This is a genomic window from Mycolicibacterium sp. XJ662, assembly GCF_053484035.1.
On sequence record NZ_JBEFTL010000016.1, the window covers coordinates 67,213 to 83,362 of the forward strand.

The 16,150-nt window shown below is 65.4% G+C and carries 10 protein-coding genes and 2 pseudogenes; 9 read left to right on the top strand and 3 right to left on the bottom strand.

The annotated features are described in order from the left end of the window. Positions 1–82 precede the first annotated feature (82 nt). Complete coding sequence (gene cyp130, locus ABQE93_RS26330) at positions 83–1,300, top strand: cytochrome P450 Cyp130 (RefSeq protein WP_003406352.1); 1,218 nt, start codon at positions 83–85, stop codon at positions 1,298–1,300. Further along, a complete protein-coding gene (locus tag ABQE93_RS26335) occupies positions 1,300–1,908 on the top strand; it encodes a TetR/AcrR family transcriptional regulator (RefSeq protein WP_003406350.1) in 609 nt (202 codons plus the stop codon). Before cyp130 ends, ABQE93_RS26335 begins: the two co-directional genes overlap by 1 nt. Here the strand turns inward: ABQE93_RS26335 and ABQE93_RS26340 are convergent. Continuing rightward, positions 1,877–3,028 carry an acyltransferase family protein gene (locus tag ABQE93_RS26340; protein ID WP_003406347.1) on the bottom strand — a complete coding sequence of 384 codons (1,152 nt, stop codon included), beginning with the start codon at positions 3,026–3,028 and terminating at the stop codon, positions 1,877–1,879. The genes ABQE93_RS26335 and ABQE93_RS26340 overlap by 32 nt on opposite strands. Next, complete coding sequence (locus tag ABQE93_RS26345) at positions 3,025–4,716, bottom strand: DEAD/DEAH box helicase (protein ID WP_015629898.1); 1,692 nt, start codon at positions 4,714–4,716, stop codon at positions 3,025–3,027. The genes ABQE93_RS26340 and ABQE93_RS26345 overlap by 4 nt, the downstream gene beginning before the upstream one ends. A 65-nt stretch (positions 4,717–4,781) precedes the next feature. Here ABQE93_RS26345 and ABQE93_RS26350 point away from each other — a divergent pair, with 65 nt between their 5' ends. Further along, a complete protein-coding gene (locus tag ABQE93_RS26350) occupies positions 4,782–5,390 on the top strand; it encodes an LppP/LprE family lipoprotein (protein ID WP_003406334.1) in 609 nt (202 codons plus the stop codon). A gap of 55 nt (positions 5,391–5,445) precedes the next feature. Then, a pseudogene (locus ABQE93_RS26355) lies at positions 5,446–8,865 on the top strand (TM0106 family RecB-like putative nuclease). On the opposite strand, the gene ABQE93_RS26360 reads toward ABQE93_RS26355, so the two are convergent. Continuing rightward, complete coding sequence (locus ABQE93_RS26360) at positions 8,768–10,507, bottom strand: MFS transporter (RefSeq protein WP_003898791.1); 1,740 nt, start codon at positions 10,505–10,507, stop codon at positions 8,768–8,770. The pseudogene ABQE93_RS26355 and the gene ABQE93_RS26360 overlap by 98 nt on opposite strands. A 196-nt stretch (positions 10,508–10,703) precedes the next feature. On the opposite strand from ABQE93_RS26360, the gene ABQE93_RS26365 reads away from it, so the two are divergent. From ABQE93_RS26365 to ABQE93_RS26385, 5 genes and pseudogenes are all read left to right on the top strand, one after another. Then, a complete protein-coding gene (locus tag ABQE93_RS26365) occupies positions 10,704–11,492 on the top strand; it encodes a hypothetical protein (RefSeq protein WP_003406325.1) in 789 nt (262 codons plus the stop codon). Positions 11,493–11,633: 141 nt separating this feature from the next. Further along, positions 11,634–15,329, top strand: a complete 3,696-nt coding sequence (locus ABQE93_RS26370) for a multifunctional oxoglutarate decarboxylase/oxoglutarate dehydrogenase thiamine pyrophosphate-binding subunit/dihydrolipoyllysine-residue succinyltransferase subunit (protein WP_003406323.1) — start codon at positions 11,634–11,636, stop codon at positions 15,327–15,329. A 112-nt stretch (positions 15,330–15,441) separates the two neighbouring features. After that, positions 15,442–15,711: a type II toxin-antitoxin system Phd/YefM family antitoxin gene (locus ABQE93_RS26375; protein ID WP_003406322.1), complete on the top strand. Its 270-nt coding sequence runs from the start codon at positions 15,442–15,444 to the stop codon at positions 15,709–15,711. Continuing rightward, the gene (gene relE / locus ABQE93_RS26380) at positions 15,708–16,001 is read left to right on the top strand and encodes a type II toxin-antitoxin system mRNA interferase RelE (RefSeq protein ID WP_003898789.1); all 294 of its coding nucleotides are present in this window, start codon (positions 15,708–15,710) and stop codon (positions 15,999–16,001) included. The genes ABQE93_RS26375 and relE overlap by 4 nt, the downstream gene beginning before the upstream one ends. Positions 16,002–16,057: 56 nt before the next feature. Further along, positions 16,058–16,150: pseudogene (locus ABQE93_RS26385) on the top strand (acetoin dehydrogenase); the annotation flags it as partial.

Here is a 16,150-nt window from a genome sequence, read left to right on the forward strand (position 1 = left end):
CACGACGCGTCCTCGGCGTGTCGCGTCACCAGATTCACAATCGCCGATTGATATTACCGATGGAATGTCTTAGACATAAGACATGACATCAGTAATGTCTCACGAATTCCAGCTCGCCACCGCCGAAACCTGGCCGAATCCGTGGCCGATGTACCGCGCGTTGCGCGACCACGACCCGGTGCACCACGTCGTCCCGCCGCAGCGTCCCGAGTACGACTACTACGTGCTGTCCCGGCACGCCGACGTCTGGTCGGCAGCGCGGGACCATCAGACGTTCTCGTCGGCGCAAGGCTTGACCGTTAACTACGGCGAGCTGGAAATGATTGGACTGCACGACACCCCGCCCATGGTGATGCAGGATCCGCCGGTCCACACCGAGTTTCGCAAGCTGGTGTCGCGCGGCTTCACGCCACGACAGGTCGAAACCGTCGAGCCCACGGTGCGCAAGTTCGTCGTTGAGCGGCTCGAAAAGCTGCGCGCCAACGGTGGCGGCGACATTGTCACCGAACTATTCAAACCGCTCCCGTCGATGGTGGTGGCGCACTATCTCGGTGTTCCCGAAGAGGATTGGACGCAATTCGACGGGTGGACCCAGGCCATCGTGGCGGCGAACGCGGTTGACGGCGCCACCACCGGCGCACTGGACGCGGTCGGCTCGATGATGGCCTACTTCACCGGGCTGATCGAGCGACGCCGCACCGAGCCCGCCGACGACGCCATCTCCCACCTGGTAGCCGCCGGGGTCGGCGCCGACGGCGACACCGCCGGCACACTGTCCATACTGGCGTTCACGTTCACCATGGTCACCGGCGGCAACGACACCGTCACCGGCATGCTAGGCGGTTCGATGCCGTTGCTGCACCGGCGGCCCGACCAGCGCCGGCTGCTGCTGGATGACCCAGAGGGCATCCCCGACGCGGTCGAGGAGCTGCTGCGGCTCACCTCGCCGGTGCAGGGGCTGGCGCGCACAACCACGCGCGACGTCACGATCGGTGACACCACCATCCCGGCCGGTCGCCGGGTGCTGCTGCTGTACGGCTCGGCCAACCGTGACGAACGCCAATACGGCCCGGACGCAGCCGAACTCGATGTCACTCGGTGCCCGCGCAACATCTTGACCTTCAGCCACGGCGCCCACCACTGCCTGGGTGCGGCCGCGGCCCGGATGCAATGCCGGGTGGCGCTGACCGAACTGCTGGCCCGGTGCCCGGACTTCGAGGTGGCCGAGTCACGCATCGTGTGGTCCGGCGGCAGTTATGTCCGGCGTCCGCTGTCGGTGCCGTTCCGAGTGACATCCTGATGGCGGGTACCGACTGGCTGTCCGCGCGTCGGACCGAGTTAGCCGCAGATCGGATACTCGACGCCGCCGAGCGACTCTTTACGCAGCGTGACCCGGCGTCGATCGGCATGAACGAGATCGCCAAGGCCGCAGGCTGTTCGCGCGCAACACTGTATCGGTACTTCGACAGCCGCGAGGCGCTGCGAACCGCGTACGTGCACCGCGAGACCCGCCGGCTCGGCCGCGAGATCATGGTGAAGATCGCCGATGTCGTCGAACCTGCCGAACGGCTGCTGGTGAGCATCACCACGACGTTGCGGATGGTCCGCGACAACCCCGCGTTGGCCGCGTGGTTTACCACCACCCGCCCACCGATCGGCGGCGAGATGGCCGGACGGTCCGAGGTGATCGCGGCCCTGGCCGCGGCATTCCTCAACTCACTAGGTCCCGACGATCCGACCACCGTCGAACGCCGCGCCCGCTGGGTGGTCCGGATGCTCACATCGCTGCTGATGTTCCCCGGCCGTGACGAAGCCGACGAACGAGCGATGATCGCGGAGTTCGTCGTCCCGATCGTGACACCTGCTTCTGCCGCCGCTAGGAAGGCCGGTCACCCTGGACCCGAGTGAAACGGTGCAACAACCACGCCAATGGGATCGTCAGCACCAGCGTCACGAGACAAAGGTTCACCATCGAACTGGTGTAAACCCGATACCCGAGCACGTCCACCATGGCGATCTCCATGGTCACCAGATGGATCAGGAAGATCTCGTAGGAGATCTCACCAAGAAACACCATCGGCCGGCTGGCCAGCAACTGGGCATACCACCCCTGGTCACCCAAGGCCAGCGGTGCCACCGCCAGCACGGCGATCACGGCATAGAAGGCGGTCTTGACCAGCGCCTCGGCCAGCGCTGTGGGCGACGTCGTGGGCGCGCCCGCGATCGGAGTGGAGACGATGAAGTAGCAGATGACCGCCAACGGTATGGCCACGAATGCATAACAGCGCACGCCCATCGCCGCCAGCACGGCCAGCATCATGCCGCCGACGAACCAAGCCAGATAGGTGGGTAGCCACAGCCGAGCGCCGTCGGGCATCCAGTGCGTGTTGTGCACCAGGATCAACCATGCCGGGCTGATCATCGTCAGCCCCGCCATGGTGGCCAACAGCAACCTGGGCTGCCATCGCCGCCGGCAGACGAGCACCAACAGTAGGTATGCCAACGCCGGCAACGCCAGGTAGAAGGCAACCTCCACCGCGAGGCTCCACATTTGGGTCAGACCCTGATGCAGGAACGCACCCAGATAGCCGTCGGTATAGATCTGCGTCAAGGTGAGGTTGCGGAACAGCCCGACCCAGGTGTGCCCGGGGTTGGGCCCCGCCGTGCGGAAGTGATAGACGAGGTAGGCCAACAGAACGGTGACGGTGTAGGCGGGCATGATCCGCCGGACCCGGTGCCACGCATAGCGGCTCAACGACGGCGGGGGGCCGCCGGTAGCGGCGGACTTAACCCATGGCCGGAATAGCAGGAACCCCGACAGCACGAAAAAGATCGGAACGCCGATCTCCATGCGGGACGACATCAGGCCCCAATAGCCGTGGGTGTACTTGCCGGTGGTGTAGGCCGCATGAGTGCCGACGACCAGCAATGCGGCAACAGCACGGATCCCGGTCAACGACGCCACCCGGTCCACGTGGGCGATCCGCTCGAGTCCGCCCTGGGCGGCTCTTTCCTTGGGCAGGGTCATCCGACGTGTTTCCGCCGTGGTTTGCCGCCATTATGCCGGCGCGCCGCGTCGGGCGGCCGGTATGGCCGAAGGTCGATCAGCACACCCGAGATACGGGTCTGTGCAAGCTTTTTGAGCGTCGCGCGGGGCAGCTTCGCCGGCAATTCTACTAGCGAGAAGTCTGGCCCGATACGGATCTGACCGAAGTCGCTGCGGTGCAGCCCACCCTCATTGGCGATGGCGCCGACGATGGCGCCTGGACCGATCTTGTGCCGCTTGCCGACGGCGACGCGGTAGGTGGTCAAGTCCGGTCTACGCTTGGGCCTTTGCGGACGGTCCCGACGCTGGTCGCGGTTGCGCCGCGAAAGCGGCGGGTCGGGTGCCATCAGGAATGCCTCACCGCCGCGGCACTGCACGGCCAGTGCCGCGGCGATGTCAGCCATCGGGACATCATGCTCGCGTTCATACTCCTCGACCAGTCGGCGGAACAGCTCGATTCCCGGACCGCCCAGCGCATTGGTGATGGAATCGGCGAACTTGGCCACCCGCTGGGTGTTGACATCCTCGACGGTGGGCAATTGCGCCTCGGTAAGCGTTTGCCGCGTAGCCTTTTCGATCGCCTTGAGCAGGTGAAGCTCCCGTGGCAAGACGAATATCAGCGCGGCTCCCGAACGCCCGGCCCTGCCGGTGCGCCCGATCCGGTGTACGTAGGACTCGGTGTCGTGCGGGATGTCGTAGTTAAGCACGTGTGATATCCGCTCCACGTCGAGTCCGCGCGCCGCCACATCGGTGGCGACCAGGATATCGATGTCGCCGTCCCGCAGCGCCGTGATGGTCCGCTCCCGCTGCGCCTGCGGGACGTCACCGCTGATGGCAGCCGCGGAAAACCCTCGGGCACGCAGCTTTTCGGCAATCTCCTCGGTCGCCTGCTTGGTGCGGACAAAGACGATCATCGCCTCGAACGGCTCGACTTCGAGCACTCTGGTGAGCGCGTCCATCTTCCGTGCTACCTGAATGTAGCTCTGCGAAATATTCTCGGCCACAGCGGTTTTCGCCTTACAAGTGACTTCGAACGGATCGTGCAGATACTTGGCGCTGAGTTTGCGGATCGCCGGCGGCATGGTCGCGGAAAACAGGGCGACCTGCTTGTATTCGGGGGTCTCGGACAGAATGCGCTCAACGTCGTCGGCGAAACCCATGGTCAGCATCTCATCGGCCTCATCGAGCACTAGAAAGTCCACCCGCGACAGGTCCAAGGTCGCCCGTTCGAGATGGTCTATCATACGACCGGGGGTGCCAACCACCACCTGCGCGCCGCGTCTCAATCCGGCCAGTTGCACGGCATACGACGATCCGCCGTAGATCGGCAGCACGTTGAGTTGCGACAGATAGGCACCGTAGCGGCCGAACGCCTCGGCCACCTGCAGAGCCAGCTCCCGGGTGGGCACCAGCACCAGCGCCTGGGGCACCTTGCTGGTGATGTCGATCTTGGACAGCATCGGAATCGCAAATGCCGCCGTCTTGCCGGTGCCGGTCTGCGCCAGCCCCACCACGTCGGAGCCTGCCATCAACGCCGGGATCGTAGCCGCCTGGATAGCCGTCGGTGACTCGTAACCGACGTCGCCGATCGCCCGCAAGACGCGGGGATGAATCTGCAGGTCAGCAAACGTCGCAGCGGACGCCGCAGGCGAATATTCCGGGAAGGCCATCAGGCCGTCAAGTTTAGTGGTGACCCGGCCACGCCTACCGCACCCGCGGGCCCGATGGCGGTACGGTGCCCGGTGTGTGGTCACCACCCTGCCCCACCACGCCGCGTGTTGGCGTGGTCGCTGCATTGGTCGCCGCGACGTTGACCGGTTGCGGTTCGGGCGACTCCACGGTCGCTAAGACGCCGGAGGCCACCCCATCCCTGTCAACTGCTCACCCGGCCCCGCCGAGCAGCGAACCGAGCCCGCCGTCCGCGACAGCTGCCCCACCCAGCAACCACAGCGCCGCGCCGGTCGACCCGTGTGCGGTGAACCTCGCCTCGCCCACAATCGCCAAAGTCGTCTCCGAACTTCCTCGCGATCCGCGCAGTGAGCAGCCCTGGAACCCAGAACCGCTGGCCGGCAACTACAACGAGTGTGCCCAGCTGTCGGCGGTGGTCATCAAGGCCAACACGAACGCCGGCAATCCGACCACCCGCGCGGTGATGTTCCACCTCGGCAAGTACATACCGCAGGGGGTGCCCGATACCTATGGGTTCACCGGCATCGACACCTCGCAGTGCACGGGAGACACGGTGGCATTGACGTATGCCAGCGGCATCGGGTTGAACAACGTTGTCAAGTTCCGCTGGAACGGCGGCGGCGTCGAGCTGATCGGCAACACCACCGGCGGTTAAGCCGACGGGTGCAGCCCAGTTTGCCTGTCCGTTGTCTCACCGAGGAGTTGCTGCTGTGTTCGTCACCGGTGACAGCATCGTCTACAGTGCTTCGGATCTCGCAGCCGCCGCCCGGTGCCAGTACGCACTGCTCCGTGAATTCGACGCGAAACTAGGCCGGGGACCGGCCGTCGCAGTTGACGACGAACTGATGGCGCGAGCCGCCGTTCTCGGTAGCGCGCATGAAGGACGCCGACTCGACCAACTGCGCCACGAGTTCGGCGACGCGGTGGCTATCATTGGCCGGCCGGCCTACACGCCCGCCGGGCTGGCGGCAGCCGCCGACGCGACGCGACGTGCCATCGCCAACCACGCCCCGGTGGTGTATCAGGCCGCCATGTTCGACGGCCGCTTCGTCGGGTTCGCCGACTTCCTGATCCGCGACGGTCACCGGTACCGGGTCGCCGACACCAAGCTCGCCCGCTCGCCAACCGTGACCGCGCTGCTACAGCTGGCGGCCTATGCCGATGCGCTGGTTCACTCGGGCGTTCCGGTGGCTGCCGACGCCGAGCTCGAACTCGGCGACGGCACGATCGTGCGCTACCGCGTCGGCGAGCTCATCCCGGTCTACCGGTCCCAGCGTGCGCTTTTACAGCGATTGCTGGACGGCCACTACACCGCGGGCACCGCGGTGCGCTGGGACGACGAACGCGTGCAGGCGTGCTTCCGCTGTCCGCAGTGCACCGAGCGGCTGCGCGCCAGCGACGATCTGCTACTGGTCGGAGGGATGCGAGTCCGCCAGCGCGACAAGCTCCTTGAGGCCGGCATCACCACGATCGCCGAACTGGCAGATCACACCGCGCCGGTTCCCGGCCTGACCACGAACGCGCTGGGCAAGCTGACCGCACAGGCCAAACTGCAAATCCGCCAACGCGATACGGGAGCACCACAGTTCGAGATCGTCGACCCGCGGCCGCTGACACTGCTGCCGGAGCCAAACCCCGGCGACCTGTTCTTCGACTTCGAGGGTGACCCGCTGTGGACCGCCGACGGCAAACAGTGGGGCCTGGAATACCTGTTCGGGGTGCTGGAAGCCGGACGGGCGGGAGTATTCCGACCATTGTGGGCGCATGACCGGACAGCCGAACGCCAGGCGCTGACCGATTTCCTGGCGATAGTCGCCAGACGGCGCCGGCGCCACCCCAACATGCACATCTACCACTACGCGCCCTACGAGAAGACCGCGCTGCTGCGGCTGGTCGGACGCTACGGCATCGGCGAGGACGACGTCGACGACTTGCTGCGCAACGGAGTCCTGGTGGACTTATACCCGTTGGTACGCAAGAGCATTCGGGTGGGCACCGACTCGTTCAGCTTGAAGGCGCTGGAGCCGCTGTACCTCGGGACGCAGCCACGCTCCGGCGACGTCACCACCGCCGCCGACTCGATCAACTCCTATGCCCGGTACTGCGAACTGCGCGCGGCCGGCCGCATCGATGAGGCGGCAACCGTGCTCAAAGAGATCGAAGGCTACAACCACTACGACTGCCGGTCCACCCGCGCGCTGCGTGACTGGCTGCTCATGCGCGCCTGGGAAGCCGGCGTCACACCCATTGGCGCTCAACCAGTTCCGGACGCCGACCCTATCGACGACGGTGACTCGCTGGCGTCGGTACTGTCCAAGTTCACCGGCGATGCCGCCGCCGGCGAGCGCACGCCGGAACAGACAGCGGTCGCCTTGCTGGCCGCTGCCCGCGGCTATCATCGCCGCGAGGACAAGCCGTTCTGGTGGGCGCACTTCGACCGGCTCAACTACCCCGTCGACGAATGGTCGGACAGCACGGACGTCTTCCTTGCCAGCGAGGCTTCGGTCACCGTCGACTGGCATATGCCGCCTCGCGCGCGCAAGCCGCAGCGGCGGGTCCGGCTTACCGGTGAACTGGCACGTGGGGACCTCAACGGGAATGTGTTTGCCCTCTACGAACCCCCGGCGCCGCCGGGCATGACCGACAATCCTGATCGCCGAGCCGCGGGCCCCGCCGCAGTGGTTGAGACCGACGACCCCACTGTGCCCACCGAGGTGGTCATCGTCGAACGAACCGGCAGTGACGGCAATACATTTCAGCAGCTCCCGTTCGCGCTCGCTCCCGGGCCGCCGGTGCCGACGACGGCCCTGCGGGAATCGATCGAATCGACGGCCGCTGCCGTGGCTTCCGGATCGCCGCAACTGCCCAGCACCGCGCTAATGGACGTGCTGCTGCGTCGCCCTCCTCGCACGCGCAGCGGCGCCGCATTGCCCCGCAGCAGTGACCCAGTCACCGATATCGCCGCGGCGGCGCTGGACTTGGACTCGTCATACCTGGCGGTGCACGGCCCTCCGGGGACCGGCAAGACGTACACCGCGGCCCGGGTGATCGCGGAGTTGGTCACCGAGCATGCCTGGCGTATTGGCGTTGTCGCCCAGTCGCACGCCACGGTGGAGAACCTGTTGGAAGGTGTGATCAGCGCTGGCCTGGACCCGGGGCAGGTCGCCAAAAAGCCGCACGACCACACCGCTGGGCGCTGGCAGTCGATCGACGGGAGCCAGTACACAGAATTCATCCGCGACACCGCCGGATGCGTGATCGGCGGCACGGCGTGGGACTTCGCCAACGGCAATCGGGTGCCGAAAGCCAGCCTGGATCTGCTGGTGATCGACTAGGCTGGCCAGTTCTGCCTGGCCAATACCATCGCCGTGGCGCCCGCGGCCACAAACCTGTTGCTGCTTGGCGATCCACAGCAACTGCCTCAGGTAAGTCAGGGCACACATCCCGAACCCGTCGACACCTCCGCATTGTCGTGGCTGGTAGATGGGCAACACACGCTGCCCGACGAACGCGGCTACTTCTTAGACCGCTCGTACCGGATGCACCCGGCGGTGTGCGCGGCCGTGTCGGCGTTGTCCTACGAGGGCAGGCTGTGTTCCCACACCGAGCGCACCGCCGTGCGCCGCCTCGACGGGTATCCCCCGGGGGTGCATACGCGTGGCGTGCACCACAAGGGCAATTCGATCGAAAGCCCCGAAGAGGCCGAGGCGATCCTCGCCGAGCTGCGGCAGCTGCTCGGCTCGCCGTGGACCGACGAGCACGGCACCCGGCCACTGGCCGCTTCCGATGTGCTTGTGCTCGCGCCGTACAACGCCCAGGTGGCGCTGGTCCGTCGGCGGTTGGCGTCTGCCGGACTTGGCGGGGCTGACGGAGTACGGGTAGGCACCGTCGACAAATTCCAGGGCGGGCAGGCACCGGTGGTCTTCATCTCGATGACGGCCTCGTCCGCCGACGATGTTCCACGCGGAATCTCGTTCCTGCTCAACCGGAATCGGCTCAACGTCGCGGTCAGTCGGGCACAGTATGCCGCGGTTATAGTGCGCTCGGAGCTGTTGACTCAGTATCTGCCTGCCACGCCCGACGGCCTGGTGGACCTGGGGGCATTCCTTGGGCTGACGTCGACCAGCTGACCGCCAGCGGACCCCCAGCACCGCTGCGTGACGCTGCGGCCGCTGCCGGGCGCGACGCCCGCAGCGGCTGGGTGTCGCAATCCTCTTCCGGTTCCCGACGAAGGATGTACTCGACATAGTCGTCGTCGTCAGCGTCGCCATCGGATTCGGGCAACGGCTCTTTGGCAACCGCAGCACCGGTGAAGTCAACCAGGAACAACGCGGCAACGATCCCGAATAGGGCGACGAAGGCGGGCAACAGCATCGATTGCGACATCGCGGCCGCGAAGGGTTCGCGCACGAACTCGGGCAGCTGCAACACGGTAGCGTCCTGCCCGGCGGGACCGGTAAGGGCGTCCACACCACCGGGCATCTCGGCGGCGATGCGCGACGTCATGAACGCGGCCATGCTCGCGCTCCCCAGCACAGCCCCCAGCTGCCGGACGGCGTTGAACACACCTGAGCTCGCACCGGCCAGGTGCGGCCGTAGATTGCGGGTCGCGGTGACGGTCAGCGGCGACCACACGAACGCCCCAGCAACGCCTAACGCGATGAACGGCAACACCAGCCGCCAGATGGGCGTGCCCGGAGCCATCTCGCATAAGAGCCATGTCATTGCGATCGCCAGCACCGAGAAGCCGAAACCCAGTACGCACAACGGATGGGACCTGTCAATGATCATGCCGACGAACGGGGCCAGCACGCCACCGACGATCGCCGTCGGCGCGAACAGCACGGCCGTGTGGGTCGGCGACAACCCACACACCGCCTGCGCATAAAACGTCACCGGCAGCATCATCCCCGTCCCCGCGAAGGCGATGATCGCTATCCTGAGGTTGGACAAGCTGAAGTTCCGGTCGTTGAAGACCTCCAGTGGGATCAGCGGCTCGCGGGCGTTCCGCGCCTGCCAGTAAACGAACAGCGACATAAACCCGATACCGCCGACGATCACCGCCCAAATCCAAGGCTGCCAATTGGCGGACTGGCCCTGCTGTAGTCCGAAGACAATCAGAAACATTCCCGCACCAGACAATCCGACGCCGAACCAATCGAACCGATGCGGGTGGTGGGGTAGTGCCGGAATCAGATAGGCCGCCAGGATCAGGCCGATGACGCCGACGGGAACGTTGACGAAGAAAATCCACTCCCACCCCATGCTGTCGACCAGCGCGCCGCCGGCCAACGGTCCCACCAGGCTGGCGACACTGGCGACGGTGCCCCATGCGCCCAGCGCGACACCGCGGCGATGAGCCGGGAAGATCCGCGTTATCGTCGACAGCGTCTGCGGGGTAAGCAATCCGGCGCCGACGCCTTGCACCACTCGAGCGGCAATCAGCATGCCGGCACCGCTCGACAGACCGCACCCCAGCGACGCAACGGTGAATACCCCCAGGCCAATCAGGTAGAGATTCTTCGGGCCGAACCGGTCGCCAAGCCGGCCGGCCACCAGCATTGGCACCGCGTAGGCCAGCAGATAGGCGCTGGTCACCCAAACCACGGTGGCGTAACCGATGCGTAGCTGGGCCATGATGGTCGGATTCGCGATGGCTACGACGGTGGAGTCGAGCATGATCATGAAGAAGCCAACCATCATCGCCCACAGCGCAGGCCAGGGGTTTCGGAAGTAGCTGCTCCCGGCCGCCCGGCGTATCGCCGTAGTCATACACGCACCTCGTTTGGCTTGCTAGCGGTGGCATTGGGTCACGGGCGTCACGGCATGCACCAGGGCAACCCGTATCGTCACCAATGTCCACGCCGCATTATTCCGCTTCGAGCGGTGAACCGCGCCGCTACCGAAACACATGCTCGGATCGTTGAACCGGCATTAGCCTGAGGGGACGCCATTCGCAGGAGAGAAGATGAGCGCTCGACGAATCAGGTCTTGGAAAAGGTTCGACAATCGATCCGCAAATGCAGCTGAGCCGGACCCGCAGCTGGCCGGGACCGGCGGGCGGCCCAAAGTGTCCACGCGGGCATTGGCGCAGGTCATCGAACGGAGTTCGCGGATACAGGGCCCGGCAGCACAGGCGTATGTGGCCCGCCTGCGTCGCGCCCACCCGGGGGCCAGCCCCGCCAAGATCGTAGCCAAGCTCGAGAAACGCTTCTTGTCGGTGGTGACGGCCAGTGGAGCGGCGGTAGGTGCGGCCGCGACCTTACCGGGGATCGGCACCCTGGCCGCATGGTTCGCCGCGGCCGGAGAGGTTGTCGTGTTCCTCGAGGCCACCGCGCTGTTCGTGCTGGCGCTGGCCTCGGTACACGCCATTCCCCTCGACCACCGAGAACGGCGCCGTGCCCTGGTCTTGGCGGTGCTGGTCGGCGACAACACTACTGCGGTGGCCGATCTGCTCGGTCCGGGCCGAACCAGCGGCGGCTGGGTGTCGGAGACCATGGCCTCGCTGCCGCTGCCGGCGATATCGTCGTTGAACTCGCGAATGCTCAAATACGTCGTCAAACGATTCGCGCTGAAACGCGGCGCGCTCATGTTTGGCAAGCTGGTGCCGATGGGTATCGGCGCGATCATCGGCGCCATCGGCAATCGGCTGGTCGGCAAGAAGCTCGTCCGTAATGCGCGATCGGCATTCGGCACCCCGCCGGCGCGCTGGCCGGTCACCCTGCACGTGCTACCGACCGTTCGGGATGCCAGCTAGCGCGCGTTGCCCGGTCTCTCTGGCGAATCGCTGGCAAAGCGTTAGCCTTTATGGGGCAGACCGTTCACCGACTGCCAGCAGGCGCCGCGCAATGCGCTTGCAGGACTTCAACTAGCAGAAGAATCGAGGCGAACAGCGGCCGTGGCCAACATAAGTTCACCATTCGGGCAAAACGAATGGCTGGTCGAAGAGATGTACCGCAAGTTCCGCGACGACCCCTCCTCGGTCGATCCCAGCTGGCACGAGTTCCTGGTTGACTACAGCCCCGAACCCACCTCCCAACCAGCTGCCGAACCAACCCGGGTTACCTCGCCACTCGTTGCCGAGCGGGCCGCTGCGGCCGCCCCGCAGGCACCCCCCAAGCCGGCCGACACCGCGGCCGCGGGCAACGGCGTGGTCGCCGCACTGGCCGCCAAAACTGCCGTTCCCCCGCCAGCCGAAGGTGACGAGGTAGCGGTGCTGCGCGGCGCCGCCGCGGCCGTCGTCAAGAACATGTCCGCGTCGTTGGAGGTGCCGACGGCGACCAGCGTCCGGGCGGTCCCGGCCAAGCTACTGATCGACAACCGGATCGTCATCAACAACCAGTTGAAGCGGACCCGCGGCGGCAAGATCTCGTTCACGCATTTGCTGGGCTACGCCCTGGTGCAGGCGGTGAAGAAATTCCCGAACATGAACCGGCACTACACCGAAGTCGACGGCAAGCCCACCGCGGTCACGCCGGCGCACACCAATCTCGGCCTGGCGATCGACCTGCAAGGCAAGGACGGGAAGCGTTCCCTGGTGGTGGCCGGCATCAAGCGGTGCGAGACCATGCGATTCGCGCAGTTCGTCACGGCCTACGAAGACATCGTACGCCGGGCCCGCGACGGCAAGCTGACCACTGAAGACTTTGCCGGCGTGACGATTTCGCTGACCAATCCCGGAACCATCGGCACCGTGCATTCGGTGCCGCGGCTGATGCCCGGCCAGGGCGCCATCATCGGCGTGGGCGCCATGGAATACCCCGCCGAGTTTCAAGGCGCCAGCGAGGAACGCATCGCCGAGCTGGGCATCGGCAAATTGATCACTTTGACCTCCACCTACGACCACCGCATCATCCAGGGCGCGGAATCGGGCGACTTCCTGCGCACCATCCACGAGTTGCTGCTCTCGGATGGCTTCTGGGACGAGGTCTTCCGCGAACTGAGCATCCCATATCTGCCGGTGCGCTGGAGCACCGACAACCCCGACTCGATCGTCGACAAGAACGCTCGCGTCATGAACTTGATCGCGGCCTACCGCAACCGCGGCCATCTGATGGCCGATACCGACCCGCTGCGGTTGGACAAAGCTCGGTTCCGCAGTCACCCCGACCTCGAAGTGCTGACCCACGGCCTGACGCTGTGGGATCTCGATCGGGTGTTCAAGGTCGACGGCTTTGCCGGTGCGCAGTACAAGAAACTGCGCGACGTGCTGGGCTTGCTGCGCGATGCCTACTGCCGCCACATCGGCGTGGAGTACGCCCATATCCTCGACCCCGAACAAAAGGAGTGGCTCGAACAACGGGTCGAGACCAAGCACGTCAAACCCACTGTGGCCCAACAGAAATACATCCTCAGCAAGCTCAACGCCGCCGAGGCCTTTGAAACGTTCCTACAGACCAAGTACGTCGGCCAGAAGCGGTTCTCGCTGGAAGGCGCCGAAAGCGTGATCCCGATGATGGACGCGGCGATCGACCAGTGCGCTGAGCACGGCCTCGACGAGGTGGTCATCGGGATGCCGCACCGGGGCCGGCTCAACGTGCTGGCCAACATCGTCGGCAAGCCGTACTCGCAGATCTTCACCGAGTTCGAGGGCAACCTGAATCCGTCGCAGGCGCACGGCTCCGGTGACGTCAAGTACCACCTGGGCGCCACCGGGCTGTACCTGCAGATGTTCGGCGACAACGACATTCAGGTGTCGCTGACCGCCAACCCGTCGCATCTGGAGGCCGTCGACCCGGTGCTGGAGGGATTGGTGCGGGCCAAGCAGGATCTGCTCGACCACGGAAGCATCGACAGCGACGGCCAACGGGCGTTCTCGGTGGTGCCGCTGATGTTGCATGGCGATGCCGCGTTCGCCGGTCAGGGTGTGGTCGCCGAGACGCTGAACCTGGCGAATCTGCCGGGCTACCGCGTCGGCGGCACCATCCACATCATCGTCAACAACCAGATCGGCTTCACCACCGCGCCCGAGTATTCCAGGTCCAGCGAGTACTGCACCGACGTCGCAAAGATGATCGGGGCACCGATCTTTCACGTCAACGGCGACGACCCGGAGGCGTGTGTCTGGGTGGCGCGGTTGGCGGTGGACTTCCGACAACGGTTCAAGAAGGACGTCGTCATCGACATGCTGTGCTACCGCCGCCGCGGGCACAACGAGGGTGACGACCCGTCGATGACCAACCCCTACATGTACGACGTCGTCGACACCAAGCGCGGGGCCCGCAAAAGCTACACCGAAGCCCTGATCGGACGTGGCGACATCTCGATGAAGGAGGCCGAGGACGCGCTGCGCGACTACCAGGGCCAGCTGGAACGGGTGTTCAACGAAGTGCGCGAGCTGGAGAAGCACGGTGTGCAGCCGAGCGAGTCGGTCGAGTCCGACCAGATGATTCCCGCGGGGCTGGCCACTGCGGTGGACAAGTCGCTGCTGGCCCGGATCGGCGATGCGTTCCTCGCCTTGCCGAACGGCTTCACCGCGCACCCGCGAGTCCAACCGGTGCTGGAGAAGCGCCGGGAGATGGCCTATGAAGGCAAGATCGACTGGGCCTTTGGCGAGCTGCTGGCGCTGGGCTCGCTGGTGGCCGAAGGCAAGCTGGTGCGCTTGTCGGGGCAGGACAGCCGCCGCGGCACCTTCTCCCAGCGGCATTCGGTTCTCATCGACCGCCACACTGGCGAGGAGTTCACACCACTGCAGCTGCTGGCGACCAACTCCGACGGCAGCCCGACCGGCGGAAAGTTCCTGGTCTACGACTCGCCACTGTCGGAGTACGCCGCCGTCGGCTTCGAGTACGGCTACACTGTGGGCAATCCGGACGCCGTGGTGCTCTGGGAGGCGCAGTTCGGCGACTTCGTCAACGGCGCGCAGTCGATCATCGACGAGTTCATCAGCTCCGGTGAGGCCAAGTGGGGCCAATTGTCCAACGTCGTGCTGCTGTTACCGCACGGGCACGAGGGGCAGGGACCCGACCACACTTCTGCCCGGATCGAACGCTTCTTGCAGTTGTGGGCGGAAGGTTCGATGACCATCGCGATGCCGTCGACTCCGTCGAACTACTTCCACCTGCTACGCCGGCATGCCCTGGACGGCATCCAACGCCCGCTGATCGTGTTCACGCCCAAGTCGATGTTGCGTCACAAGGCCGCCGTCAGCGAAATCAAGGACTTCACCGAGATCAAGTTCCGCTCAGTGCTGGAGGAACCCACCTATGAGGACGGCATCGGAGACCGCAACAAGGTCAGCCGGATCCTGCTGACCAGTGGCAAGCTGTATTACGAGCTGGCCGCCCGCAAGGCCAAGGACAACCGCAATGACCTCGCGATCGTGCGGCTTGAACAGCTCGCCCCGCTGCCCAGGCGTCGACTGCGTGAAACGCTGGACCGCTACGAGAACGTCAAGGAGTTCTTCTGGGTCCAAGAGGAACCGGCCAACCAGGGTGCGTGGCCGCGATTCGGGCTCGAACTACCCGAGCTGCTGCCTGACAAGTTGGCCGGGATCAAGCGAATCTCGCGCCGGGCGATGTCAGCCCCGTCGTCAGGCTCGTCGAAGGTGCACGCCGTCGAACAGCAGGAGATCCTCGACGAGGCGTTCGGCTGAGTTCGCTCAGCCGAACGCTCGAGGAGACATCAAACAGCGACGAGGCGTTCGGCTCGGTAAGCCGATGCTCGGCGTACAGGGTTTAGCCATACTTTTAGCTACAATCGCGGTTATGGCTGTTGTCCCACTGGGCGAAGTCCGCAATCGCCTCTCTGAGTACGTCGCCGAAGTTGAGCTGACACACGAGCGCATCACGATAACCCGGCACGGTCATCCGGCGGCGGTATTGATCTCGGCCGATGACCTGGCGTCCATCGAGGAAACGCTGGAGGTGCTACGCACCCCTGGCGCCAGCGAGGCCATTCGTGAAGGCCTCGCCGATGTTGCCGCAGGGCGCTTCGTGAGCAACGACGAGATCCGCAACCGTTACACCGCGCGGTGAGCGACGACCATCCCTACCACGTGGCGATCACCGCGACAGCGGCACGCGACCTGCAACGCTTACCCGAAAAGATCGCCGCCGCATGTGTCGAGTTTGTTTTCGGACCGCTGCTTAACAACCCGCATAGGTTGGGCAAGCCGCTGCGCAATGACCTTGAAGGCCTCCACTCAGCCCGCCGCGGTGATTACCGCGTCGTCTACGCCATCGACGACGGCCACCACCGAGTCGAGATCATCCACATCGCTCGTCGCAGTGCCAGCTACCGAATGAACCCGTGCCGGCCACGTTAAGCCGTACCCCGGGTACCGGCTAACCTGATGGCAGCCGAGACAAGGGAGGGTACGTCATGGAGGGGTTCGCCGGAAAGGTCGCCGTTGTCACCGGCGCGGGATCGGGCATCGGGCAGGCGCTGGCAATCGAGCTGGCCCGCTCGGGCGCC